Source organism: Pseudoalteromonas sp. Ld19, assembly GCF_045064135.1.
GTDB lineage: Bacteria > Pseudomonadota > Gammaproteobacteria > Enterobacterales > Alteromonadaceae > Pseudoalteromonas > Pseudoalteromonas aliena.
Genome location: NZ_JBISHA010000021.1, coordinates 116,713 through 140,934, shown reverse-complemented (window position 1 = coordinate 140,934; position 24,222 = coordinate 116,713). Strand labels below are relative to the sequence as shown.

Here is a 24,222-nt window from a genome sequence, read left to right as displayed (position 1 = left end):
CAAAATAATTAAGATTTGATAGAGATTTAACCATGATGACTCAAGTATTAAACCAATTTTCAAAATGGTTTTTACACCATCAAAGTTTTGCAGGCTACATAGAGCCAATAATGCAGGTGTTTAAACCTGCATGGCGTGCAGGGCAGTTTAGAGCGCAAGTAGTTAATACCACAGTGCTTGATGGCGGTTTTTTAAGTGTGCAACTTAAGCCAAGTAAACAATGGCAGGCGCATACACCAGGGCAGCATATAAGTTTAACGCTTGAAATTAATGGGCGATTATTAACACGCGTTTTTAGCGTGGCCTCAAGCGCTCAGCAATTTAAAAATACTGGGTTAGTGCGCTTACTAATCAAAACAAATGCGCAAGGGCGCTTTACAGGTTTACTCAGTAGCGCATTAAAAGCGGGTTTGTGGTGCAATATTTCTGCGCCAAGCGGCGACTTTGTATTTAAAAATACACATACACCGGCTACTTTTGTTGCCGGTGGGTCGGGTATAACACCTATGCTGGCCATGCTTGATGATTACTTAAACCAAACAACGCAAAAAGTGTCGTTGGTGTATTACGCAAAAGCCACTGAGCATCAATGTGTTGATGAGCTAAGTGAGTTGGCAGCGCGTTTTGAGCATTTTTCGTTTTTATTATTAACGCGTGAGCAATCAAGCGATATAACCAGCAATATTAAGCCGTGGGAAAACCCAGACATTTACTGCTGTGGCCCTGCTGCATTTATGCAGACGGTGAGCGATTTTGCTAAAACGCATAAGCTAAATTACTACCAAGAAGCATTTGGTTTGGCGCTGCCTAGCTTAAATGACGATAGCCAATTTAATGTAAAAATTAACGCCAGTGCCCATGTTGTATCGGGCAACGATGTTTTACTACCTCAGTTTGAAGAAAAAAAGCTACCCGTTAAACGCGGTTGCGGTATTGGTATTTGCCATCAATGCCAATGTATTAAAAAGTCAGGCGTGGTACGTAATTTAAAAACAGGTGAATTGAGTGACAACGGCGAGCAATTAATCCAACTTTGCGTAAGCCAACCTGTTAGTGATTTGGAGTTACAATTATGAAAAACATTAACTATGACATGCTCGCAAGCGAGTTAGATGCCATTAAAATGGCCACCCTTGGCAAAGTAGGCCAACAAGATGCCGACTACATTCGCTCTGTTGTGTGCAAACAGCGAGTGTGTGAATGGAGCGGGCGAATTTTGCTTATGCTTGGTTTTATTCAGCCACTATTGTGGGTTGCAGGTGTGTTATTACTAGCGCTGGCTAAAATTTTAGACAATATGGAAATTGGCCACAATGTAATGCATGGTCAATACGATTGGATGAACGACAAGCAACTTAACTCACAGCATTATGAATGGGACATTGCGTGCGATGGACAAAGTTGGCACCGCGTTCATAACTTTGAGCACCACACGTATACTAATATTATTGGTAAAGACAGAGACTTTGGTTATGGCTTGTTGCGTTTAAGTGATGATTTTAAATGGCGTTTTAAAAATGTATGGCAGTTTTTTACGTATATTAATCTAAGTGTGTTATTTCAGTGGGGCGTGTCGTATCACGAGTTAGCTGCAGAGCGTGTTTTTATTGGTAAAAAGAAAGAAAACCGCGAAGGGCTTGTATCACACTCTACATTAAAACAACGCTTTTTGAGTAAAGGCGCTCGCCAGTTAATTAAAGATTATGCGATATTTCCGTTACTTGCAGGGCCTTTATTTTTATGGGTATTGGCGGGGAATTTAGTAGCAAACTTAATCCGCAATTTATGGACATCAACCATAATATTTTGTGGTCACTTTACTGAAGAAACGCAGACCTTTAAACAAGAAGACTGCGTAAACGAAACCCAAGGGCAGTGGTATTACCGCCAAGTACTGGGCTCGTCTAATATTAAAGGGTCGCATTGGTTTCATGTTTTAACAGGGCATTTGAGCTGCCAAATAGAGCATCACTTATTTCCTGATATGCCGTCTTCGCGCTATCAAGAAGTTGCACCACAAGTACAAGCTGTTTTGAAAAAACACGGTATTGATTACCATACGGGTGGCTTTTTTAGACAGTATACGTCGGTATTAAAACGTATTATTAAATACTCGTTTAAATAAATTTAGCAAATAAAATAATCCAATGCGCAATTGTGCATTGGATTTTTGTTTATAGTGCCGAATATGGTTGATTTGTGAACAGCGTATGCAAAAAATTTTTCTGGTTAATTAAAAAAGCCTTACTTTAGCTATGGTTAAATGATGCATGAATGTCATACAATGGAGAAAAATAGACCACACAAGAGAGATTAAAATGGCCGCATTTGGTACTGTGTTTATGCCGCAGATGATTCAAGCTCGTTTTTCTGATAATAAATGGAGCGAAAGCTCAATTGTCCCTTGCGATAAACTTGAACTTCATGCTGGTGCGCACGTTCTTCATTATTCAAGTACATGTTTTGAGGGATTAAAAGCTTTTCGCCATGAAGATGGTTCTGTTTATCTTTTTAGAATGGATGCAAACATTGCGCGTATGCAACAAAGCTCAGCGCTTTTAAGCTTACCGAGTTTTGATAGCGATATGCTAAAAACCATGATTATTGATATTGTTCGTCAATACGCTGATGAAACGCCATTACCACCGGGCTCTATGTATATTCGCCCAACACACATTGGTACTGAAGCTGCCATTGGTAAAGCGGCAGCGCCATCGATGAGCTCACTTTTATATACATTGCTTTCGCCAGTAGGAGATTACTTTTCAGGTGGTGCAACTGCACTTCGCGTACTGCTTGAAGAAGATGGTATGCGCTGTGCCCCGCACATGGGCATGGTAAAAAGTGGTGGTAACTACGCCAGTGCACTAGCACCCATTAGCGCTGCGCGTACTAAGTATCAAGCTGACCAAATTTTGTTTTGTCCAGGTGGCGACGTGCAGGAAACCGGCGCGGCTAACTTTATTTTAATTGATGGCAACGAAATTATTACTAAAGCGCTGGATAGCACGTTTTTACATGGTGTTACGCGTAATAGTATTTTAACGATTGCTAAAGATTTAGGTATGACGGTAAGTGAGCGTAACTTTAGCGTAACTGAGCTACTAGAGCGTGCTGCCAAACCGGGTACTGAAGCGGCGCTTTCGGGCACTGCTGCTGTACTAACTGCTGTGGGGACGTTTATTCATAACGATAAAGAATACAAAGTAGGCACTGGCGAGCCAGGCCCAACGACTGCGCGTCTTCGCCAAGCATTGAACGATATTCAATGGGGTAAAAGTGAAGACAAGCACGGCTGGTTAACTAAAATCTAATTATAGATTTAATAACAACTTGCATTAAAAAGCCACCTAATCGGTGGCTTTTGTATTTTTAACTACTTTAAGCTCCGTGTTTGGCGCTTAGAACTTCATTTCTATTTTTCCGTACACGTAGCGTCCGTTAAATCCATACGGTGAGAAGCTAGAGTATGCAAATAATCGTGAGAAGGTTGTTAAATCGTCAACATTTTCACGGGTTGCATCTGGGTAAACATCAAGAATGTTATTAGCACCTAAGCTAAGCGATACGTTCTCAGTAAGCGAATAGGCGACATCTAAGTCAGTTATCCATTTAGGCTTGAGTACTTCATTACGTTCAGGGTTATCTGAAGGGTCTTGTGTTTCACCATAACGCGTTGTTCTAAGCGTGGTGCGCCACTGTTCCATATTCCATGTAGCACTTAAATTGTACTTATTACGCGGTGTGCTTACTTCAAAACGACGTAGTTCGTTACCAGAGAATAAGTTGTCTTGATCGAATCCTGCACCTTGTAGCTCTGCTGGTGGGTCGATAATGTTTGTTACTTCATTTTTGCCGTAGTTGTAACCTAAGTTAAAAGCAACATCACCATAACCGTCGGTTGCTAGGTTGTACGATGCTACAACATCAACACCGCGCGTTTTACTGTCAATTGCGTTTAAGAAAAAACGACCTTGGTTAGCGCCTGTGCCTTCAAGTAGTTGCTCTATAGCAGTACCTGATAAGTTGTTTGATAGCACGATTCGATCATCAATTAATATTTGGTAGTAATCAACCGATAAGCTGAAGTTAAAGTCGGTAGACCACGTAAAACCAGCGCCATAGTTGGTTGCTTCTTCAGCATCAAGACCTGGGGAGCCAAGTGCTTTTGCTACATTACTGCTTGGTGCAAACGTGCCAGTTTCGGTTGGTTCGCCATCAACAAATACAGTGGCTACTGAGGTAAAGTATTGCTGCTGCAAAGAAGGCGCTCTAAAGCCAGTAGAAACAGAGGCCCGCAGTGCAAAATCCTCAGTTAACGAATAACGAGTAGCAATTTTACCATTAATAGTATCGCCAAAGTCTGAGTAATCCTCAAAACGAGCGGCAACGGTTATGTTCCAATCATCAGTAAGGTAAGTTTCGAGATCCACATATAAGCTCACATTGTGACGGCTGTTGTCCCCTTCTGATTCTGGTGTAAAACCAGGAAATACTTGTGAACCCGCAGCCCCAAATGGGCCTTGTGCATATGAGGCTTCTTCGCCGGCATCTATTTGGTAACCTTCTCGGCGATACTCAGCACCTATGGCTACGTTTACAGAGTTTTCTAAAAAGCTTATGTTTACTTCACGACTAAAATCAACGTTGAAAGTGAGTTGATCGTACGTAAGTGTACCTGCGTCAAATGTGGTTTGGCTAGTAGGGCCGTATGAAGTATTTAAGCTGTTGGTAACACCAAATTCAAATGCATCTTGACCATATACGGCCGATACATCGTAATTCCATTCGCTTACGAAGCCTTTAACACCCAGAGCTAATGAAAAGTCATTTATATCGGAGGTAATAACCGGTAAAAAACCATCGGGGTAAATTTCTTTTACGTTACGGCTATCAATTGCACGGCGATAAAAACCACTGCCTTCGCCTTCTCGTTTACTGTAAGAGCCAAATGAATATAAATCGGCATCGTTTGTTAACTGGTAACCTGCGTTATAAAAAACAGAAAAATCTTCAACATCACCATTACCAAAATTATGGTTGTAGCGATTGACGGTAAATTCGCGTCGGTCGAGCACACCATTGTCTGAACCATCATCTAATCGTGCGTAGTTTTCACGTTGGTCGTAGTCTGAGCGATTAGTTGAATGGCGGTCTCGGTATTCTGTTGAGATATTTAAAAAGCCGTTTTCGCCTAGTTCAAAACCCATATTGCCTTGTAGCGTTAATGTTTGGCCGTCGGTTAACGAGCGATCGCTGCCCTCGGTAAATGCTAAATCACCGTTACTATCTTCGGATACCGACTTTAGCGCCGGCACGCCATCCATTTGCGTTACGTTAGCACCGTAGTTAGCCGAAAATGAGCCACCGCTGCTGGCATTCTTAAGTACAATATTAATAACACCAGCTATTGCATCAGAGCCGTATTGTGCTGCTGCGCCATCACGTAAGACTTCAATTCGGGCAATTGCATTTGCCGGTATCGCATTTAAATCAACGGATGATGACCCACGGCCTGTTGAACCATTTAAGTTCAGCAACGCGTTGCTGTGTCTACGTTTGCCATTCACAAGCACTAATGTATGATCGGGTGCTAAACCACGTAGTTGCGCTGGACGTACATGGTCGCTACCATCAGTAAGGGATGCTTGCGGAAAGTTAAAGCTTGGTAATAAGCTGCTTAGCAGGGCATTTGTTTCTGTTTGACCTGAACGATTAAGTGCATCAGCCCCTATGATATCAATAGGCACGGCGCTATCTTCGACTGTACGACCTAATCGCCTTGAACCTATCACACTTATTTGCTCAATGTTTTCCTCTGCTTTAATATTTTGCTCAGCGGCGTTTACATTAAGCGAGCCTAGTAGTGCTGCAGATGCGCTCATTGCAAGTAGTATACGTGGCGCAGATTGTTGCAAGTTAAATAATGGCTTTTTATTCATGTTTTATTTCCCTTATTTGAAAATCCATTAAATTATTCTAATTGTTTACAAGAAAGCGAGTAAACCTCTTTGTTACTTTGAACATATACTTGATTAACAAAGTGTGTCAATCGCATTCAATTAATCTAGGTGCTTTTATAACTATATTTAAGCAATCTTTAGTTAACAAATAATGGAGGGGAAATTACTAAGGAAACAATAGAAGCTGCTTGTTTTGAGTCGGTAGGTAATTGTAAAAAAATTATAAATGAACTCAAAGATCTAAAACCATTAAGTGTTAAGTTAATTAATATTTAATGGTGATGCTACAAATAGTTGAATACTTTTAGTTTGTATTTTAAACAGTGAAACAGTGCATTTCTTATAAGTAAATCAGTATAACAATATGGCTAAAATTTAATTCTACCAATCAGTATGTCTTTAAACATGACCCAATCTCCCCACAAACTGTAAAAAGGGTGTTTAAAAGTAGCAGGGCGATTTTTTTCAAAAAAGAAGTGTCCTACCCAAGCAAATCCATAGCCGATTAAAGGTAATAACCATAATAAAGTATATTGTGATTTTATTAAGGCGATTGCTATTACGACAATTACCAATGTACTGCCAATAAAGTGCAAACGGCGGCAAATAACATTACGGTGTTCTTTTAAATAATAAGGATAAAAAGCGTTAAAGTTTTTGAACTTAGGGTGTGGATTTTCCATATAGCTCTTTTATTATTTTAATGAAGATCATGGGCTATTAAAGCCTAAATTTACATTTGTTTACAACGATAAATGGCATTGACCGCATCTAAATAGACAAAAGTGCTGAAAGTTAATAACTTAGTCGTACTATCAATAATAAATGAAGCGGAACTAATAATGTTAAAGCAAACTCTAGCATGTGCAGTAATTATTGCACTTAGCGGTTGTTCAGAGCCAACTAACACAGCAGCCAAAAAAGAAGTACAAGCACCAATGAAGCAAGTAAATTCAGTTATTTACCCAGAGACTAAAAAAGGCGATGTAGTTGATACTTATTTTGAAGAGGCCGTAGCTGACCCATATCGTTGGCTAGAAGATGATATGAGCAGCGAGACTGCCGATTGGGTTACAGCACAGAATAATTTAACGTTCTCGTATTTGGAGCAGGTGCCTTATAGAGATAAGTTAAAGCAGTGTCTTGAAAAACTAATGAACTACGAAAAAATAGGGCCTCCGTTTAAAGAAGGTGATTACACCTATTTTTATAAAAACGATGGTTTGCAAAACCAATACGTTTTATATCGCAGCAAAGATGACGGCAAAGTTGAAGTATTTTTAGATCCGAATACGTTTAGTGACGATGGCACAACGTCTATGTCGGATTTATCATTTTCAAAAGATGGCTCTTTGCTCGCGTACCAAATATCTGAAGGCGGTAGTGATTGGCGCAAAATTATAGTTATTGATACCAAAACAAAAAAGCAAGTTGAAGAAGCCCTTGTTGATGTTAAGTTTAGTGGTATTGATTGGCTAGGCAACGAGGGTTTTTACTACTCAAGTTACGAAAAACCAAAAGGCAGTGAGCTTTCTGCAAAAACGGATCAGCACAAAGCCTACTACCATAAGTTAGGCACTAAACAGCTAACTGATCAAGTTGTATTTGGTGAAACAGATGCGCAAAAACATCGTTATGTTAGCGCTGATGTAACACATGATGGCCGTTATTTACTTATTTCAGCAAGTACATCTACTTCTGGCAATAAGCTGTTTATAAAAGACTTAACAAAAGAAAACAGCGAGTTTGTAACGGTTGTTGGTAACACAGATTCAGATACGTCAGTGATTGATAACGAAGGCAGTAAACTGTTTTTAGTGACTAACCTTAATGCACCAAATAAAAAGGTAGTAACGGTTGATGCAAGCAATCCAAGCCCTGAAAATTGGGTAGACTTTATCCCAGAAACTAAAAACGTACTAAACCTTACAAAAGGTGGCGACACCTTTTTTGCCAACTACATGGTTGATGCTATTTCGCAGGTAAAACAGTACAACAAAAAAGGCGAGTTAATTCGCGATATTACCTTACCAGGCGTGGGGACTGCACGTGGTTTTGGCGGTAAAAGAGATCAAACAACGCTATATTATTCATTCACGAATTACAAAACTCCAGGGACTACCTACACGTTTGATGTAACAACTGGTGAGTCGGGGGTATATCGCAAATCAGCAATAGACTTTAATAGCGATGATTACACCTCAGAACAAGTTTTTTACACATCAAAAGATGGGACGAAAGTTCCGATGATTATTACCTATAAAACAGGTATTAAACTTGATGGATCAAATCCAACCATTTTATATGGTTATGGTGGGTTTAATATTAGTTTAACGCCAAGTTTTAGTTCTGCTACCGCAGTATGGCTTGAGCAAGGTGGGGTATATGCTGTCGCTAATATTCGTGGCGGTGGTGAATACGGTAAAGACTGGCATAACGCAGGGACGAAGTTGCAAAAGCAAAATGTGTTTGACGACTTTATTGCGGCAGCTGAGTATTTACAAGATAAAAAATACACGTCTAAAAATCGCCTAGCGCTTCGTGGTGGCTCTAATGGTGGATTACTCGTTGGTACAGTGATGACGCAGCGTCCTGATTTATTTCAAGTTGCGTTACCTGCAGTAGGTGTACTTGATATGCTGCGCTACCATACATTTACTGCTGGCGCCGGTTGGGCGTACGACTATGGTACCAGTGATCAAAGCAAAGAAATGTTTGAATACATTAAAGGTTACTCACCGCTTCACAATGTAAAAGCAGGCGTTGAGTACCCTGCAACCATGATCACCACCGGCGATCACGATGACCGTGTAGTTCCTTCTCATTCGTTTAAGTTTGCAGCTGAGCTTCAAGCAAAACAAACGGGCAGTAATCCTACGCTTATTCGCATAGAAATGAATGCAGGGCATGGTGCAGGTACACCGACGAGTAAAATAATTGATTTATACGCTGATATGTATGGCTTTACGTTATACAACATGGGTGTAAAGTCATTATAAAAACACTTTAAAAAATGAAAAAGGCTGAGTAAGTTTAATTTACTCAGCCTTTTTAGTGTTAGCTATTGGATAGGTGAAAACAATCGTTGATATGTTTTATAGGCGTATTCGTCGCTCATTCCACTTAAGTAATCACAAATTATGCGCATGCCTTGATTCTGTCTTTCGGCCTCTATGTATTGCGCTTGTGTTGTTTCGGGCAATAAACGCAGCGGATCGCTGGCAAACGCAGTAAATAACTCTATCAGTAAGTTTTGTCCTTTAAACTCTATTTGCTGCATTTCAGGATCGCGTATTAAACGTTGAAATACAAAATGCTTAAGTATTTGTAATACACTGTCGTATTGCGCATCTAATTTAGCGGTGTACTTTAAAATAGGGCATTCAAAGTCATCGTTTTGAATATCCAAATGTATATGAATAATAAAGGTATTAACTAGTTCACCAATAGCATCTTTACGCTCATAGTCATGTTTTGAAAATAAACGCTTAGTGAGCGAATCCAGCATATTATTTAACCACTCAAAGTTAAGTGTCTTTAATTGAGGTAATGCATGCGTTTGCCAGTCGTCTAAAGTGAGTACATGAGTTGCAATTGCATCTTCAAGATCGTGCACGGCATAAGCGATGTCGTCGGCATGTTCCATAATAGCGCTGTCGAGTGATTTATACGTTGTTTTAGCGCGATATTTATCACTTGTAGCGTGGTTACCCAGCAGCGCTTTATCGTTTTCACTTAGCGGCTCTACTATCCAATTGAATATGGCACTGTCGTCGTTATACACTCCTTTTGCTGGTCGCCAGTCATCGGCTTTAATAAATGCACGACCGGTTGTATCGTTGGGAATGGTGTGCCAAAGCGTATTAATAAAGGCAGGGTATTTTATAAAGCCCAATAACGTACGGCGAGTCAGATTCATACCGTGCCCATTACTGTAGGGCTCAAGTTTTGCAACTATGCGAAGTGTTTGTGCATTGCCTTCAAAGCCACCGTGGTTACGCATCATATAATTTAAGGCTATTTCGCCACCATGACCAAAAGGTGGATGGCCAATATCGTGCGCTAAACAGAGTGTTTCTAGTAGTCCGCTTGATGGAAAGTGCGTAAAGTCGCTATGTTGCGCTTTTAAATGACGCAGTATGCCGGTACCAATTTGCGATACTTCTAAAGAGTGGGTAAGGCGAGTACGGTAAAAGTCGTTTAAACCAATGCCCATAATCTGGGTTTTGGCTTGTAGACGCCGAAATGCTGCTGCGTGAATAATACGAGAACGGTCAACCTGCCACGGTGAGCGATTATCGTTAGGACGGTGTTTGTATTGATCTATTATTCGGCTTTGCCATTGTTTATCCATACTGCTCGCTCAAAAATAATTAGTAACGCTAGCAGTATACCCATGCACTTATAAATTGCGAATTAACACACAACATTAGTTATTCGCGTTTATAAAGTGGCTTAGGTATAATGACGATTCGTATGCGTGTGTATTAACCATGCATAATTAGTTGTTTGAAAGAGAGAATACATGCTAAGAATTATTTTTCAGTTTTTGTTAACCGTCTTTTTTATATGGGCGCTTGCGTATCCATTTATACAAAGTGACGGTGTTGTATCGGATCAAAAAACGACTGAACAACCTAAAAAAATTAAGAAAAAAGAAAAACCACTGCACAATGTAAAATTACCAAAGTTTTCTGAGTTTAGTGATGTAAAAGAAAAAAAACGAGCCTTCTTTGATTTTATTCGCCCACATGTAGAAGCCGAAAATAAAAAAATACTGCAGCAGCGAGCTAAGCTCGAAATAGCTAGAATGATGCTGCAAAATGATTTGTCATTAGAACAAAAGCAAAGCAAAGATATTGTTAAAATTTTAAAAACGTACGGTCTGCCAACAACACTTGATACATTAACGCTAGCGCATGCTTTACGTCGTGTTGATGTTATTCCTAAAGAATTAGCGTTGATGCAAGCGGCTAACGAATCTGCATGGGGCACATCGCGTTTTGCACGCATAGGGCTTAACTTTTTTGGCCAGTGGTGCTATTCAAAAGGCTGTGGAATGGTGCCAAGACGCCGTAATAGCGGTGCAGCGCATGAAGTGGCTGCGTTTAAATCGGTAAGAGCGGCTATAAATTCTTATTTTAAAAATATAAACACGCATTCGGCCTATAAAGATTTACGCGTTATTCGCGAGAACCTACGCCTTGAAAAAAAGCAGATCAAGGCTACAAAACTAACGCAGGGTTTAATGTCGTATTCAGAACGTGGTGAAGCGTACATTGAAGAATTGAACACCATGATCAACCAAAATAGAGCTTACTTTGATGAATAAACGTATTCTAACTTGCGCGAATTTTTTCTCGTTGTTGTTGCTCAGTGCGACTGTATTTAACGCCAATGCGAGAGAGTTTGTAATGTCGTACGACGGTTTTTACGACAGATTAAAGGTCGTTAATAAAGGCGATTTTCAATATGCGCGCGTAAATTTTTATATTAGTGACATTGGCACAAACGAGTCGTGTGCAATAAAAAGCGGCACTATTTTAACCGAAAAAAACGAGTATCCGCTTAACTTTACCGATAAAGCCCAGCTATTATTACCGTTTGATAAGCAGCTTGATAGCGATAAAGCCGTGATTGTAGTGGAGCCACAGAACCCTGCTCATGATTGCCAATTAAAGCTACAAATAGAAGCAAACGAACTAGAGGGTTTAGCGTTTTCAAAGCAATCGCTGTATATCATTAACGAAGAACTTGATGAGCTGTTAACTGATTTGTCCGGCTTTTTTGTCAGTAAGTTAATGTGGTTTTTACTACCGGAGCAAAAGGGCGTTGCTGTTACATTTAAAAGCCCAGTACAATTTGATGATAAGAACATTACGTGCGAAAAGTCAGTGTGTTACTTTGCAGTTGAAAATAGCTGGGAAGATGATAACGCAGTGCTTGGTGATATATCGCAGGTTTTAAAAGTAACACCATGGATTGTAAAATAGCCTGATTTACATAAGTAAAACCGAGCAAAACATGGAAGCTTTGTTCGGTTTTGATTTATTCTTACAAGGATGTAAGTCATTAAAGTAACGCAGGAGCAGTTACCGAGCCCACTAAGTTACAAACTTCACGTCGCGATTAAATCGCCCCTTAGATTGAACAAGTTTTAATCCAAAAAGGTCAACAACCCTTAAACTAATCGCTATAACTCTGTTTGTAATGATTTTACATACATTCGCACGACAAACTCTCACTATTGTATGTGTAACCTTCTATTTATACTGGCCCCACTTAAAGATAAACGGGCAGTATTATGAATAAATTAACTATTATGGCATTAACCGTCGCGACAACACTTGTATTGCAAGGGTGCGGAAGTAACTCAAAAAAAGTCATAACCCCTGTGGCACCAGTAAAAACAACGACTCCTACCAATCCGACTTCGCCTGCGGCTGTACATTTGATCCAACCAGAAGATGTGTCTAAATATGTCGAAACATTTAAGCAAAATCAAGCAGAGTTAGAATTACAAATTGAAGGTGTTAAGTTTGACATTAGTCTTGTAGAAATTTATACCGGGGACAACATAATTGCGGCTAAGTATAAAAATGGCTATTTGATGATAGGGTTTAACTTTGATAAAGAAGAGCCAGTCAGCTCACTAACCGTACTGGAAAGTGATCTACCTTTTGAGCAAGCAGTCGCAAACCCTGCTCGTGCATTAGATAGTACCTCTATTGATATTCAAGAGGACAGCGATAATATCATTTACAGTGGTACAGTGACTGATCGTCAAACCAAAGGAATATTTAATGTTCGCTTAGTGTTCAATGAATCCCTTGTTAATGGCGGTAGCAGCACTATTGAAGTTACAGGAACAAAGGCCACCGTGAATGGTGATTTAGGAACTAACACCTATATACAAATGAGTGATTTGATTAATAACAACCCAGCGGTTGATACATTAATATTACAGCAGATCAGCGGTTCGGTTAATGACGAAATTAATATGCATACAGGCCGATTAGTCCGTAATGCGCAATTAACCACTATGGTAGAAAGTGACTCTGCAATATATTCAGGTGGGGTTGATTTATTCGCATCAGGTGCAAAACGTGTATACACCGAAGGTGCTAAAGTAGGCGTTCATTCGTGGTGTTGTGTTAATGGCGTAACGGCCGATAAGTTAGGTCGAGATCATGCTGGTCACGGAGCGCAATTAACGTATTTTCGCGAAATGCTAGGCGCTGAGTTAGGACCTGAATTTTACTTTTTTACTATTGAAGCAGCACCGTTTGATGGCGCACACGAAATGACAAAAGCGGAGTTAGATAAATACTTGCTACAACCATAAATCTAAGTAAACAAAGAGGTATCTGAATGTATTAATTTTTCAGTATTGTCTCGGGGCGGCTTTATCTAATTAGACTCAGCGCCCCTAAAACTTACTTAGTAGCGTATGTTTAGCTTTTTGTATGATATCGACCATGTATAGGAAAGAACGATACGGCTACACATTTAACCTTAAAAGATAAACATGCCCTAATAATGTCTCTTTTTTATTTGTCTGTTATATTGATGCTTATGTTTTACTTGAATAACCTATCTTTATAAAATGTTAAATAATCAGAGTATTCTGTTGGTCGAAGATGACGAAAAGCTCGCATCTTTATTACAAGATTACCTTTCAAATTTTAATTTTGATGTTTACGTCGTTAATTCGGGATTAAGTGCTGTTGAAAAAATAGTACACACATCACCAACCTTGGTTATTCTTGATTTAATGTTACCGGGTATTGACGGTTTAGCTGTGTGTCGTGAGGTAAGAAGTCAATATTCAGGACAGATTTTAATGTTAACTGCCAGCGGTGATGATATGGACCAAGTGGCAGCATTGGAAATAGGAGCAGATGACTTTGTTCAAAAACCGATTCAACCTAGAGTGTTACTCGCTAGAATTAAGAATCTGTTACGAAGGAGTCAAAGCATTGAGAACCCTAAACAGATTGAAACTACTCAAAGCACAAGCAAAAAGAAAGTTTTTGGTGCGTTATGGCTAAATAATTCGTTGCAACGTTGTAAGTTAGCGGATGAACTGGTGCCTTTAACGCCTTCTGAGTTTTCGCTGCTTTGGCAACTTGCGCAGCATGCAGAGCAAGTCTTAAGCAGAGAAGAGTTGTTGAAATCGCTTAGAAGTGTTGAATACGATGGTTTAGATAGATCCATAGATAATAAAATAGCTCAAATACGAAAAAAGCTAAAAGACGATGCTAACCGACCACAAGGTTTAATTACCGTGCGGGGTAAGGGTTATATGTTTGTTCCTGATTTTTGGTAACTTGTATCTATAAAATCACGTACATTACACATTCCTGATTTAGGTTACGCTCTCATTTATATTTCAGGAAATTAGATTACATGACACGATTGTTTGTTTCTTTATATTTAGGCCTTTTAAGCGCAATTTTTGTATTTTTTATTATCGCGCATTTAATTAATACGTATCTTTATGTTGATGTTGAAAACATTATCAGAGCCGAAAATTTCATCTCGGAAGTTGCGCTACTTGAAGAGTTAGATACGCATATAACACCGCAAAGGCGTCAAATCTTATTAGATAAGATTGCAGAACATAATCAAAGTATTATCACTGTCGTTGATTTAGATACTATCCCAGAACATATTCAATTAGCGCTTCAAAGTCAGCAAGCTTGGTTTGATGATGAAGAGTTTGATTACTTTAAGGCGTTTACACCTGTGCGCTATTTTCAAGTAAAAGAAAACATTAATCACACGTTATTGCAAATTGATGAAAAGGTTAGTGATATTACTTTATTGACCTTAGTCAGTTTAATAGCCTTTAGCTGTTTTACTTGGTTGTTTGGTTTACACCAAAAATTAAAAAAAATAGAGTCTACATTAGTTAATATTAGTCAGGGCGATTTGTCAGCAAGGGCGCCAACCAAAAAGCGCTTTCAGGTTGGGCGTGTTAATACTTGTTTAAATGAAATGGCAGATCAAATGCAAAAAATTCTAGGCAGCCATAAGCAGTTAACTCATGTTATAGCACACGAGTTCCGTTCACCACTTTTTCGTATGCAAATGATTTTAGAGATGCTGTTAACCGCTAAAAACGAAAATAATACGGTACATATAAAGGCATTAGAAGATGAAATATTTGCTTTAGAGGATTTAGTTGATGAGCTATTAAGTTACGCGAAAATGGAGCGTGCGGAGCTTAAATTACAATTAGAAGAAACTCCGATTGGAGTGTATTTGCAGGGACTGCATGAAAAACTTTTAATTGAATGTAAACATCACTTGAAGTTGACTCATAACACTGCCCCAACATTTAATGCATTGATAGATAAGACTTTGATTGAACGCTGTATCACAAATCTTGTGAAAAATGCAGACAAGTATGGGGGAACTAAAATTTATCTCTCGGCGAGTGTAGCTAAAAATACACTTTTATTTTGTGTTGAAGATAATGGTGAAGGCATTGATATTGAATATAGAGATAGTATTTTTCAGCCTTTTCATCAGCTTACTAATAAAGATAAGAGCTTAGGTTTTGGCCTAGGATTGGCTATTGTTAACGAAATTATGATTTTACACAGCGGGCAAGTCACCGTGACGGACAGTGAGTACGGAGGATCTAAATTTACTTTGGTACTCCCGATAAAAATTTAAGGTTTACCGAATTAAAGCCACGGGTTAAACACTCATATGGGCAAAATAATTATTCACCCATATCATCAGTTTTAAAGTGTTTTATGTCAGCTAAACCAAACTCTCTAAAGCTGATTTGATATCGGGATAGTGAAAACGATAGTCATTCGCGAGTGCCTTATGAGGGACAACAAATTGTCCTGTTGTTAGCAAGCCTGACATTTCACCCATTAGTAACTTCAACGCAATGCTGGGCATAGGGATGAACGCGGGTCGCGATAACGCATAACCTAAGCTTTTACTAAATTCAGAATTACTGACTGGATTAGGAGCAGTGGCGTTTATCGGACCTGATAGTTCAGGATGGCTGATAATAAAAAGTATCAGCTGAGTCATATCGTCAATATGTATCCAAGACATACCTTGATCGCCGCTTCCAATTGGACCACCTAAACATAGCTTAAAAGCGGGTAACATTTTACTTAATGCACCGCCATTTTTAGCAAGCACGATACCAGTGCGTAATAAACAGACCCTCGTGAGTTCTGATTGTGCCAACAGTGCGGCTTCTTCCCAATCTTTACAAAGTTGATGACTGAATTCTGGGTGTGGATTGTTAAAATTTTCATCGATAAGGCTACTACTTTGTCGACCATAAAAGCCCACAGCACTGCCCGATATAAAGGTGTGGGGGGGAGTGCTACATACTTGAATAGCGGCACTAATTTTTTGTGTGATAACAATACGGCTGTCGCGTATTATTTGCTTTTGTTTGTCGCTCCAACGTTTATTAACTATGGGTTCGCCAGCTAGATTAATTACAATATCAACGTCATTAAAATCCACAGAGCTGATATTCTTTACGGCCTTAACGCTATTGCCCAATAATGCGCTTGCTTTAGCAGGGTTCCGACTAAGTACTGTAACAGTATTATTATCAAGTAACAAAGGGCATAAGTGCTGCCCAATTAACCCCGTCGCGCCAGTGATAAATATATGCATTATTGATCCTTATAATTAAGGTGATAGCAAGTGGTTAAAACATATACTCGCTAGTAAGCCGTTTTGTAAATTTATACGTTCAGCAAGCTTTTATGATCACTTGGTAATTATTTCATTTTATTGGAATTTGCCTTACACTGGGGCAAAATATTTTATAAAAAGGATTAATGAGTTGGCAGGTTTAACTGGGGTAAATAAAAGTCTAATCGTTTTTGCTGCATTAGTGGTTGTGCTCGCAGGTATAAAAGCAGCGAGTGTAATTATTATTCCCTTTATTTTAGCGGCGTTTATTGCCATCGTTTGTAATCCATTTATCAAGTTTTTTGCTCGCTATAAAATCCCTAAAGGGATTGCTGTTGTTTTGGTTGTGCTCATTATTGTTGGCTTAGGTGTAAGCCTTGGTGGGCTTGTTGGCCAGTCTATAAACGATTTTTCGCAGCAGCTCCCAGAATATAAAGCACAGCTTAAAGAAGAATTTGTTTGGTTGGTTGACTTAGCATCTAAGTACAACATATTGATCAATAAAGAGCAGCTGATCAATATGTTTGATCCTGGAAAAATGGTTGATGTTGCCACAAATATGCTCACCGGATTAGGTGGGGTTATGGCTAATATGTTTTTAATCATTTTAACGGTTGTTTTTATGCTATTTGAAGGGCCAATGCTAAGCAGAAAAATACATATGGCACTGGATGATCCCGATCGTAAAATGAAGCAAATAGATCGTTTTTTAGAATCAATAAATTCATATTTAGCGATTAAAACGTTAGTGAGTTTAGCCACCGGTGTTATTGCCGCATTCTACTTATGGATATTGGATGTGGATTACTTTGTGTTATGGGGCGTATTGGCTTTTATGTTCAATTACATTCCTAATATTGGTTCAATTATTGCTGCCGTACCTGCTATCTTATTAGCGCTTGTGACTCAAGGTCCCTTGGTTGCGGGGCTTGTGGCTGCAGGTTACTTAACTATTAATACGGTGATGGGTAATATTGTAGAGCCTAAATTTTTAGGTAAGGGGCTTGGCCTTTCTACACTCGTCGTATTTTTATCCTTAATATTTTGGGGGTGGTTACTTGGCACTGTAGGTATGCTTTTATCAGTGCCACTAACTATGATAGTAAAAATAGGTCTAGAAGCCAGCGCAGAGGGTAAGTGGGTTGCCACTTTACTTGGCAGTGGCGAAGATGATGTTGCCAAAAACTAATTGATGGCTTTAACTACCAAGCAATGTAAATACTAGGGCGTGGTAGTTAAATGTTAAGTTATTGATGTTTAGATATAAAAGTCGCTCAACAAACGATTAAACAGACGCCATACTTGACTCGGTTGGTATTAGTCTACATTTGAGCGCTCTATAATTGTTATTTTTACAGTGCTGCTTTTAATACGTTGGTAAATTGATTGATTAATGTAATTTCGCAGAGTTTATAGTTAATTGCAGCTTGCGTTGCATTAGGTGACTGTAGCATGTAACGCAACTGACAACTGCTATCAGTGTACGTTTCATGATCAGTTATGCTGCGGTTAAATAAAAGAGATACTTGCGTATTACCTGTTTCTTCTTCTATCTTAGATAGCTCATATTGTCGCTTCATTATCCAGGTATTTTGCACTTGTTTTGCTTTAACAATCACGGTATCAAGGCATTGAATATAGCGTTTGGTTGTTTCAAGGTTTGCTTTAGCGGGTAAATTACACTCATCAGCAGCAAAGCTTAATGGACTGATACTCAACAGAAGTAGCCAAAGTGAATTAAATAAATACTTATTTTTTGTCATTATAATTAAACTCTAAAATAAATTGAGCGCCGCCAAGGTTATCAGCTTCGGTAATAGTAAGTGTACCATGGTACGACTTAACTAAATCAGACACGATTGCCATACCAACACCGTGTCCGCTTTCGTATGTATCGAGACGAGTACCACGAGTGAGTAAAGCCTCGCGTTTATCCTTTGGCACACCAGGACCGTCATCGCTAATTGCAATACGTAATGTTTTACTTTGAACAACTTGTATTTCTACTTGTGAACGACACGCTTTACAGGCGTTATCGATTAAATTGCCAAGTAATTCCATCAAGTCTGTTTGATCGCCTAAAAAGTAATCCTTTTCAGTGATCGAACAATTAAAAATAATATCTTTATCGCGATAAACTTTCGCCATTGCACTTAAAATTGAATCAAGTATGGGCTTAACCGGTGTTTGTTTTTTCCATGTATCGGAGGCCCCAGTGGCTGCTCGCTTTAACTGATGTTCGATCATCACATTAATACGGTCAAGTTGCTCTTGAGCATCGGCGTCGTTTGCAAGTGGGCTTGATTTTAAAACTGCTAGGGGAGTTTTCAACGCATGAGCAAGATCGCTCAGTGACGCTCTATAACGTTCTTTTTGGCGTTGCTGCGACTCAAGGAGTAAATTTAGGTCAGCTTTGATTGTTTGTAACTCTACTGGATAAAGGCCTTTAATTTCCTGAATATCACCAGATTCAATCGCTTTTATTTCTTTATCCAGACGTTGCAATGGGCGAGCGCTCCAGATAAAACCAACAGCCATGAGTCCTGCAATGGCAATCCCCATAATAAACATCCACTCTACAAGTGTTTGCTTAAAGCCGTCCATTAAACGTAGCAGGGCATCGTTACGCTTTAGTAGTATAAAGCGAGCTTGCTCTGATTGATCTATGTTGTTCAAAATAACAGTTAGGCTAAGTTGCCAGTACGCTGTATTTTTGTGTTTCACCAGTCTAAAGTCGGCAGCTCCCGCTTTTGTTTCGATTGTTTGAGGAACAAAACTAACATTTACGGCTGACTCAGAATGCCAAATAGGCTCATCGTCTCGGTAGATCATTGCGTAAGTATCAGAGTTTAATCGGTTCAATTCAGGCGCTAAAATCGTACTTGGCATGATAATGCCGTGTTCGGTAAAGTCGACTTCAGATATAAGCGAGTAGAGCTGTGCTTCGAGGGTTTTTTCTGTCGCATCAACAAGTGAAGCATAATACGCTTTACCAATTGAATAGAATAAAATAGGCAGTGCGAGCAATAAAACAAAGACAAGGATAAATCCTTGTCTTATTTTTAACGATATTTGCGGTATTACCACTGGCTTTTGAGCCTGTAGCCGCGCCCACGCAGAGTCTCTACAGGGTTTAATGTGCCTTCAGGGTCAAGTTTTTTACGTAAACGCAATACAAATACTTCAATTACGTTTGAATCAAGGTCAAAATCTTGGTCGTAAATATGTTCAGTAAGTTCTGATTTAGAAATTACTTTTTGTGGATTTACCATCAAGTACTCAAGTACTTTATATTCGTATGCTGTAAGACTAAGCTCTTTATCATCAACCCAAACCTGCTGAGAGCGGGTATGGATTTTAATTGGGCCAGCAGTCATTTCTGGGTTTGCTTTGCCAGCACTGCGACGAATAAGTGCGTTACAGCGTGCAATTAATTCTTCTACATGAAATGGCTTTGTGAGGTAATCATCTGCACCTGCATCTAAACCTTCAACTTTGTCTTGCCAGCGATCACGCGCGGTTAAGATTAAAATAGGGATAGTGATCCCCTGTGCACGCGCCTTATTAATGAGTTCAATACCATCTATTTTTGGTAAGCCTAAATCAACCACAGCCATATCAAGCGGGTATTCTGTAATATGGAAAAGACCCGCTTCGCCATCGTGACATAAATCCACGCTGTAACGCTCTTTTTCTAATGCATTACGTAGGTTATCTGCTAAATGTAAATCATCTTCTATAACTAAAATTCGCATTTGTTAATCCTTTTTCACTTCGCCGGTTTTTTTATTAATATGTAAATCAACGACGTGGCCGTCAGATTTGAGTATTCGTACGGTATAAAAATCTGTTTTTTCGGTGATTTTTAAGGTCTTACCATCTATAGTTTGCTTTGCAAGTATTACGGCTTTCTTTTTGTCCATCTCAGCATGAGATGTTTGCTTGGCCGTTGTTGCTTGGGCAAAGTTGGAAACACTCGCACTAGCAATAAAACAAAGGCTTAATAATACGCGCATAATAGAGAACTCCTAGACCAGACCCACTTAGTTTAATTAAGTAAGTTACTAAAATTCAAGTAAAAACGTTAAATTCGTTTTTATCATAGTAATTTTAATTACAATCCTGTGAACAAACCCTGAATTAGCCTGCAATACTCGCTTACAGGGCCAACTACACCTTAAGCAGGAAACACTTTTTTAAATGGTTTAACAACCGTGTTTTCATATACGCCGGCAGCAATATACGGATCAGCTGCTGCCCACTCTCGCGCCGCTTCAAGTGAATCAAACTCGGCAACGACTAAAGAACCGGTAAAACCTGCCTCTTGAGGATCGTCACTGTCCACTGCTGGAAGTGGACCTGCAGTAAATAAACGATTTTGCGCGTCAAGCTTACTTAGGCGTTCTAAATGTGCTGGGCGTGCAGCTTTTCTTAACTCTAAGCTGTTTTCAACGTCAGTTGAGTGAATCATGTACAACATAAGGAGTCTCATTAAATTTGTTAAATTTGATTAATCGAATACTACCACAGCGTTGAAAATTGGTGAATTAAAAGCGTATTTACGCATGTTTACACTTGGATTTTATTTTTACGCTGTAATTGCTTGAAAATCGCTGTGTAACACTGGTAGAGTCGCTGGAATATACAAAATAATAAAAAGGTTTTATACATGAGCGATAATAGAGAGCGATTTAGCTCCCGTCTCGGATTTATTTTAGCGGCGGCAGGTTCTGCTGTTGGTATTGGTAATTTAGTAGGTTTTCCTGTCTCTGCTACTAAAAATGGTGGTGGCGCATTTTTATTAATTTATGCTTTATTTGTCGTATTCATTTGCTTACCTGTCATGATGGCTGAAATGGCAATGGGTCGAAATGCTCAAAAAGATCCTCTTGGATCGTACAAGTTGTTAGCAAATAACGATAAAAAATGGAAGTTTGCAGGCTTTTTAGCTGTACTTACTCCATTTATGATTGCTGTATTTTACATGGTAATTACAGTGTGGATTTTTGGCTATTTAATGCAAACAGGTCTGGGGAATTTAGATTTACTCGCTGAACCTAGTCATTTTGGTGTTTTTATTAATAGCTACACTGTTTTTGGTTACATGGCGGTGGTGGTTATTATTGTTAACTTAATTTTATTAGGGGGTGTTAAGCAAGGTATAGAAAAAGCCGCTAAATTTCTGATGCCAGCGCTTCTAGTCATGCTGCTTGCTTTGGTTATCTATGTATTAACACTTGATAATGCAATGGCGGGTGTTAAATATTATATTATCCCTGATTTTTCTAAAATGAGTGCAAGCGTTCTTAATGGGGCGTTAAGCCAAGCATTTTTCTCGCTGTCGTTAGGTATGGGTATATTAATGACTTACGCGTCGTACATCTCTAAAAAGGATGACATTGTTAGTAGTGCAAAAATGGTAGCAATTACTGACTCGTTAGTCGCATTTGTCGCAGGTCTTATGGTGTTACCAGCTATATTTAGTTTTGATCCAAACACAGACCCAACAGCACTTTCTGACTCGTCAGTGTCGATGATTTTTGTGTATTTGCCGAAAATATTATTAGCACTGCAAAATGATATCGGATACGTAGGTGCATCGGTTGTCGCGTTTTCGTTCTTCTTGTTGGTATTTTTTGCTGCAATTACATCATTGGTATCTATTGTTGAAGTACCCACAGCCACATTAAGCGATCGCAAAGGGATTAGTCGTAAAAAAGCACTAGGTATTTTAACACTTACAACTGGCGTGCTCACTATTTTATGTACTATGTCGTTTGGTATGATTGACAGCCTTACCTCATTTACCAGTTATGGCGGTGTAAATAAGAGCTTTTTCGATATTATTGTTGATGTATTTTACGACACAATTTTACCGCTTAATGGCTTAATGGTGTGTTTGTTTGTAATGTACCGCTGGAAAAAAGCACGTTTAACACAAGAGCTAAGCTTAGGTTCGCCTAATTATGCTGGTAGCTTAATAGAAAAATACGTTAACTTTTCGCTTTCAACATTTATTCCAGTCATATTAGCTGTAATATTTATAAATACAGTCGCGACTAAGTTTTTTGACTTAAAAATATTTGGCTTTTAAATACAGCCCCAATTAAAAAAGCCGCACTTGCTGCGGCTTTTTTGTGTGTAATTTTAATTAAATGCGCCTGAGTCGAGGTAGCTGCCAATCCCAAGCGTAAACATCCAAAGCCCCCATAAGCTATGCTCAATTACGCATACAAAGGTTGAGCGGCTTTGTGCATAAGTAAATGCAAACAATAAGCCTCCTAAAAACGCTAAACCCACTGCTATCCAATTTGCATACACAATGTGCGCCAGCGCAAATACAGTCGCACTAACTATAATACGCACTGTTTTTTTTGGCATAATACGCTTATAACGATGAAAAAAGTAGGTTCTGAATATTAATTCCTGGGGGATAACCGAAAGCACTGGATAGAGTAATAACAATAAAAGCCAATCATTGAAAGAATTACGGGGAAGGGTAAACCAGTTACCTTGATGGATTATGCCGTAAAACATCCCCGAGAACAGTGCGCCTAAAAAAAAGAAGCTAAATAGGCGTCTTTTCACAGCAGAAAATTGCCCAAGGCTTGTGAGTCTAAAACGTTTAAAATGGGGATCGCCAAGCAGCAACATACAACATACACTCATCAAAATAATAAGCGCAGGAATAAGCCAGTTAGCTAAATAGCCACGTAAGCTAAAGCCCAGCAAGGGCAGTAAAATAAAAATGAGGGTAAATTCAAACCAGCGGTATTGATTGGCGTTCAAGGTCGTCTCAGGTTGCGTTTTTTACCAAACTAACAAGCTAAGACGACACTTTTATGACGAAAAGAACTTACTTTGCAGGCTCTTCTTCATCAGGGAAGTATTTATATAAGGCGATAATGGTGGCAAAAATGCTTACAAAAGTAATACCCATTAAACCAAACACTTTAAAGTTAACCCAAAAATCGAGCGAAAAATTATACGCAATATAAATGTTTAGTGTCGCTATGCCAGCAGTTATAGCAACCCACATTAGGTTAAGCTTATCCCATAACGGTTCTGGGACTACAATGGCTTGTTTTGTATCATTAGCATTCTCGAGGATTGAGCTAAGCGCTTTTTTAACTAGATTTTTATTAAGTACATAACGGCTAATAAGTAACGTTAAACTTAAACCTGCGTATATGAGTGTTGCTTTCCATTTAATGTATTGCTCATCATGAAGTACCAGCGTTAATGTACCAAACACGGTAGCAATGCCAAAAAATATCCACTGACGAGTAGGCACAGTGCCATGTTTAAAGTAGCTATAAGCAACTTGAATGAGCGTGGTTGCCATTAATAAACCAGTCGCCCAATAAATATCGACGAGTTTAAATACTGCAAAAAACAGTATTAGGGGGATGTATTCAATCAATGCGTGCATAGTCTACCTAAATTATACAAAAAAGAGTCAAAGGCTTTTTACCACATAAAGCTTAGCAACTACAAGGTTGACTTGTTGTCCTGTAACCCTTAGCCTGCGTGGCTTTATTACCAATTTGGTTTGGTATTTTTTATATCATCA

At 39.0% G+C, this 24,222-nt stretch carries 22 protein-coding genes; 11 read left to right on the top strand and 11 right to left on the bottom strand.

Annotation, left to right across the window (positions count from 1 at the left end; genetic code table 11):
- Nucleotides 1-32 precede the first annotated feature (32 nt).
- The 3 genes from ACJJVZ_RS12565 to ACJJVZ_RS12555 all read left to right on the top strand — a co-directional run bounded on the left by ACJJVZ_RS12565 (nucleotide 33) and on the right by ACJJVZ_RS12555 (nucleotide 3,314).
- Entirely contained in the window at nucleotides 33-1,076 is a 1,044-nt protein-coding gene (locus ACJJVZ_RS12565; RefSeq protein WP_405600902.1) for a flavin reductase family protein, read from the top strand.
- Nucleotides 1,073-2,125 (top strand): fatty acid desaturase family protein, encoded by a 1,053-nt coding sequence (locus ACJJVZ_RS12560; RefSeq protein ID WP_405600899.1) that lies wholly within the window; start codon nucleotides 1,073-1,075, stop codon nucleotides 2,123-2,125. Before ACJJVZ_RS12565 ends, ACJJVZ_RS12560 begins: the two co-directional genes overlap by 4 nt.
- 145 nt (nucleotides 2,126-2,270) lie before the next feature.
- Complete coding sequence (locus ACJJVZ_RS12555; RefSeq protein ID WP_193155534.1) at nucleotides 2,271-3,314, top strand: branched-chain amino acid aminotransferase; 1,044 nt, start codon at nucleotides 2,271-2,273, stop codon at nucleotides 3,312-3,314.
- Between the two features lie 87 nt (nucleotides 3,315-3,401).
- Here ACJJVZ_RS12555 and ACJJVZ_RS12550 read toward each other — a convergent pair whose 3' ends face one another.
- Nucleotides 3,402-5,942, bottom strand: a complete 2,541-nt coding sequence (locus tag ACJJVZ_RS12550) for a TonB-dependent receptor plug domain-containing protein (RefSeq protein WP_405600896.1) — start codon at nucleotides 5,940-5,942, stop codon at nucleotides 3,402-3,404.
- Nucleotides 5,943-6,331: 389 nt separating this feature from the next.
- Nucleotides 6,332-6,646: a DUF962 domain-containing protein gene (locus ACJJVZ_RS12545; protein WP_077539040.1), complete on the bottom strand. Its 315-nt coding sequence runs from the start codon at nucleotides 6,644-6,646 to the stop codon at nucleotides 6,332-6,334.
- Between the two features lie 159 nt (nucleotides 6,647-6,805).
- Between ACJJVZ_RS12545 and ACJJVZ_RS12540 the strand changes: the two genes are divergently transcribed.
- Nucleotides 6,806-8,962 carry a prolyl oligopeptidase family protein gene (locus tag ACJJVZ_RS12540; RefSeq protein WP_405600893.1) on the top strand — a complete coding sequence of 719 codons (2,157 nt, stop codon included), beginning with the start codon at nucleotides 6,806-6,808 and terminating at the stop codon, nucleotides 8,960-8,962.
- A 62-nt stretch (nucleotides 8,963-9,024) separates the two neighbouring features.
- Here the strand turns inward: ACJJVZ_RS12540 and ACJJVZ_RS12535 are convergent, their stop codons facing one another.
- Nucleotides 9,025-10,317, bottom strand: coding sequence for an anti-phage deoxyguanosine triphosphatase (locus tag ACJJVZ_RS12535; RefSeq protein ID WP_405600890.1), 1,293 nt, complete (start codon nucleotides 10,315-10,317; stop codon nucleotides 9,025-9,027).
- Nucleotides 10,318-10,488: 171 nt separating this feature from the next.
- On the opposite strand from ACJJVZ_RS12535, the gene ACJJVZ_RS12530 reads away from it, so the two are divergent.
- The 5 genes from ACJJVZ_RS12530 to ACJJVZ_RS12510 all read left to right on the top strand — a co-directional run bounded on the left by ACJJVZ_RS12530 (nucleotide 10,489) and on the right by ACJJVZ_RS12510 (nucleotide 15,647).
- Nucleotides 10,489-11,295 carry a glucosaminidase domain-containing protein gene (locus tag ACJJVZ_RS12530; RefSeq protein ID WP_405600889.1) on the top strand — a complete coding sequence of 269 codons (807 nt, stop codon included), beginning with the start codon at nucleotides 10,489-10,491 and terminating at the stop codon, nucleotides 11,293-11,295.
- A complete protein-coding gene (locus ACJJVZ_RS12525; RefSeq protein WP_405600887.1) occupies nucleotides 11,288-11,956 on the top strand; it encodes a DUF2987 domain-containing protein in 669 nt (222 codons plus the stop codon). Before ACJJVZ_RS12530 ends, ACJJVZ_RS12525 begins: the two co-directional genes overlap by 8 nt.
- A gap of 311 nt (nucleotides 11,957-12,267) precedes the next feature.
- Nucleotides 12,268-13,308 carry a hypothetical protein gene (locus tag ACJJVZ_RS12520; RefSeq protein WP_193155529.1) on the top strand — a complete coding sequence of 347 codons (1,041 nt, stop codon included), beginning with the start codon at nucleotides 12,268-12,270 and terminating at the stop codon, nucleotides 13,306-13,308.
- A 261-nt stretch (nucleotides 13,309-13,569) separates the two neighbouring features.
- A complete protein-coding gene (locus tag ACJJVZ_RS12515) occupies nucleotides 13,570-14,292 on the top strand; it encodes a response regulator (RefSeq protein WP_405600884.1) in 723 nt (240 codons plus the stop codon).
- Between the two features lie 80 nt (nucleotides 14,293-14,372).
- Nucleotides 14,373-15,647: an ATP-binding protein gene (locus ACJJVZ_RS12510; protein ID WP_405600881.1), complete on the top strand. Its 1,275-nt coding sequence runs from the start codon at nucleotides 14,373-14,375 to the stop codon at nucleotides 15,645-15,647.
- Nucleotides 15,648-15,737: 90 nt separating this feature from the next.
- On the opposite strand, the gene ACJJVZ_RS12505 is transcribed toward ACJJVZ_RS12510, so the two are convergent.
- On the bottom strand, nucleotides 15,738-16,628 hold the full coding sequence (locus ACJJVZ_RS12505; RefSeq protein ID WP_405600878.1) for a TIGR01777 family oxidoreductase: 891 nt from the start codon (nucleotides 16,626-16,628) through the stop codon (nucleotides 15,738-15,740).
- A gap of 172 nt (nucleotides 16,629-16,800) precedes the next feature.
- Here ACJJVZ_RS12505 and ACJJVZ_RS12500 point away from each other — a divergent pair, with 172 nt between their 5' ends.
- Nucleotides 16,801-17,838 (top strand): AI-2E family transporter, encoded by a 1,038-nt coding sequence (locus ACJJVZ_RS12500; RefSeq protein WP_273047835.1) that lies wholly within the window; start codon nucleotides 16,801-16,803, stop codon nucleotides 17,836-17,838.
- 163 nt (nucleotides 17,839-18,001) lie between these two features.
- Here ACJJVZ_RS12500 and ACJJVZ_RS12495 read toward each other — a convergent pair whose 3' ends face one another.
- The 5 genes from ACJJVZ_RS12495 to ACJJVZ_RS12475 all read right to left on the bottom strand — a co-directional run bounded on the left by ACJJVZ_RS12495 (nucleotide 18,002) and on the right by ACJJVZ_RS12475 (nucleotide 21,129).
- A complete protein-coding gene (locus ACJJVZ_RS12495; protein ID WP_193155526.1) occupies nucleotides 18,002-18,412 on the bottom strand; it encodes a hypothetical protein in 411 nt (136 codons plus the stop codon).
- Complete coding sequence (locus tag ACJJVZ_RS12490) at nucleotides 18,399-19,736, bottom strand: ATP-binding protein (RefSeq protein WP_193155525.1); 1,338 nt, start codon at nucleotides 19,734-19,736, stop codon at nucleotides 18,399-18,401. The genes ACJJVZ_RS12495 and ACJJVZ_RS12490 overlap by 14 nt, the downstream gene beginning before the upstream one ends.
- Nucleotides 19,730-20,404, bottom strand: coding sequence for a response regulator transcription factor (locus ACJJVZ_RS12485; protein ID WP_058548980.1), 675 nt, complete (start codon nucleotides 20,402-20,404; stop codon nucleotides 19,730-19,732). The genes ACJJVZ_RS12490 and ACJJVZ_RS12485 overlap by 7 nt, the downstream gene beginning before the upstream one ends.
- Nucleotides 20,405-20,407: 3 nt before the next feature.
- The gene (locus ACJJVZ_RS12480; RefSeq protein ID WP_077538110.1) at nucleotides 20,408-20,665 is read right to left on the bottom strand and encodes a hypothetical protein; all 258 of its coding nucleotides are present in this window, start codon (nucleotides 20,663-20,665) and stop codon (nucleotides 20,408-20,410) included.
- A gap of 161 nt (nucleotides 20,666-20,826) precedes the next feature.
- A complete protein-coding gene (locus tag ACJJVZ_RS12475) occupies nucleotides 20,827-21,129 on the bottom strand; it encodes a YciI family protein (RefSeq protein ID WP_182701998.1) in 303 nt (100 codons plus the stop codon).
- 189 nt (nucleotides 21,130-21,318) lie between these two features.
- On the opposite strand from ACJJVZ_RS12475, the gene ACJJVZ_RS12470 reads away from it, so the two are divergent.
- Nucleotides 21,319-22,743, top strand: coding sequence for a sodium-dependent transporter (locus ACJJVZ_RS12470; protein ID WP_405600873.1), 1,425 nt, complete (start codon nucleotides 21,319-21,321; stop codon nucleotides 22,741-22,743).
- A 53-nt stretch (nucleotides 22,744-22,796) separates the two neighbouring features.
- Here ACJJVZ_RS12470 and ACJJVZ_RS12465 read toward each other — a convergent pair whose 3' ends face one another.
- The gene (locus ACJJVZ_RS12465; protein ID WP_405600870.1) at nucleotides 22,797-23,438 is read right to left on the bottom strand and encodes a CPBP family intramembrane glutamic endopeptidase; all 642 of its coding nucleotides are present in this window, start codon (nucleotides 23,436-23,438) and stop codon (nucleotides 22,797-22,799) included.
- Between the two features lie 67 nt (nucleotides 23,439-23,505).
- Nucleotides 23,506-24,081, bottom strand: a complete 576-nt coding sequence (locus ACJJVZ_RS12460; RefSeq protein ID WP_405600867.1) for an inner membrane-spanning protein YciB — start codon at nucleotides 24,079-24,081, stop codon at nucleotides 23,506-23,508.
- Between the last annotated feature and the right edge of the window lie 141 nt (nucleotides 24,082-24,222).

Bases quoted from the DNA above. Each gene is read 5' to 3' on its own strand.
- ACJJVZ_RS12565 (WP_405600902.1), top strand. From the start codon at position 33: ATGATGACTCAAGTATTAAACCAATTTTCAAAATGGTTTTTACACCAT.
- ACJJVZ_RS12560 (WP_405600899.1), top strand. From the start codon at position 1,073: ATGAAAAACATTAACTATGACATGCTCGCAAGCGAGTTAGATGCCATT.
- ACJJVZ_RS12555 (WP_193155534.1), top strand. From the start codon at position 2,271: ATGAATGTCATACAATGGAGAAAAATAGACCACACAAGAGAGATTAAA.
- ACJJVZ_RS12550 (WP_405600896.1), bottom strand. From the start codon at position 5,942: ATGAATAAAAAGCCATTATTTAACTTGCAACAATCTGCGCCACGTATA.
- ACJJVZ_RS12545 (WP_077539040.1), bottom strand. From the start codon at position 6,646: ATGGAAAATCCACACCCTAAGTTCAAAAACTTTAACGCTTTTTATCCT.
- ACJJVZ_RS12540 (WP_405600893.1), top strand. From the start codon at position 6,806: ATGTTAAAGCAAACTCTAGCATGTGCAGTAATTATTGCACTTAGCGGT.
- ACJJVZ_RS12535 (WP_405600890.1), bottom strand. From the start codon at position 10,317: ATGGATAAACAATGGCAAAGCCGAATAATAGATCAATACAAACACCGT.
- ACJJVZ_RS12530 (WP_405600889.1), top strand. From the start codon at position 10,489: ATGCTAAGAATTATTTTTCAGTTTTTGTTAACCGTCTTTTTTATATGG.
- ACJJVZ_RS12525 (WP_405600887.1), top strand. From the start codon at position 11,288: ATGAATAAACGTATTCTAACTTGCGCGAATTTTTTCTCGTTGTTGTTG.
- ACJJVZ_RS12520 (WP_193155529.1), top strand. From the start codon at position 12,268: ATGAATAAATTAACTATTATGGCATTAACCGTCGCGACAACACTTGTA.
- ACJJVZ_RS12515 (WP_405600884.1), top strand. From the start codon at position 13,570: ATGTTAAATAATCAGAGTATTCTGTTGGTCGAAGATGACGAAAAGCTC.
- ACJJVZ_RS12510 (WP_405600881.1), top strand. From the start codon at position 14,373: ATGACACGATTGTTTGTTTCTTTATATTTAGGCCTTTTAAGCGCAATT.
- ACJJVZ_RS12505 (WP_405600878.1), bottom strand. From the start codon at position 16,628: ATGCATATATTTATCACTGGCGCGACGGGGTTAATTGGGCAGCACTTA.
- ACJJVZ_RS12495 (WP_193155526.1), bottom strand. From the start codon at position 18,412: ATGACAAAAAATAAGTATTTATTTAATTCACTTTGGCTACTTCTGTTG.
- ACJJVZ_RS12485 (WP_058548980.1), bottom strand. From the start codon at position 20,404: ATGCGAATTTTAGTTATAGAAGATGATTTACATTTAGCAGATAACCTA.
- ACJJVZ_RS12480 (WP_077538110.1), bottom strand. From the start codon at position 20,665: ATGCGCGTATTATTAAGCCTTTGTTTTATTGCTAGTGCGAGTGTTTCC.
- ACJJVZ_RS12475 (WP_182701998.1), bottom strand. From the start codon at position 21,129: ATGTTGTACATGATTCACTCAACTGACGTTGAAAACAGCTTAGAGTTA.
- ACJJVZ_RS12470 (WP_405600873.1), top strand. From the start codon at position 21,319: ATGAGCGATAATAGAGAGCGATTTAGCTCCCGTCTCGGATTTATTTTA.
- ACJJVZ_RS12460 (WP_405600867.1), bottom strand. From the start codon at position 24,081: ATGCACGCATTGATTGAATACATCCCCCTAATACTGTTTTTTGCAGTA.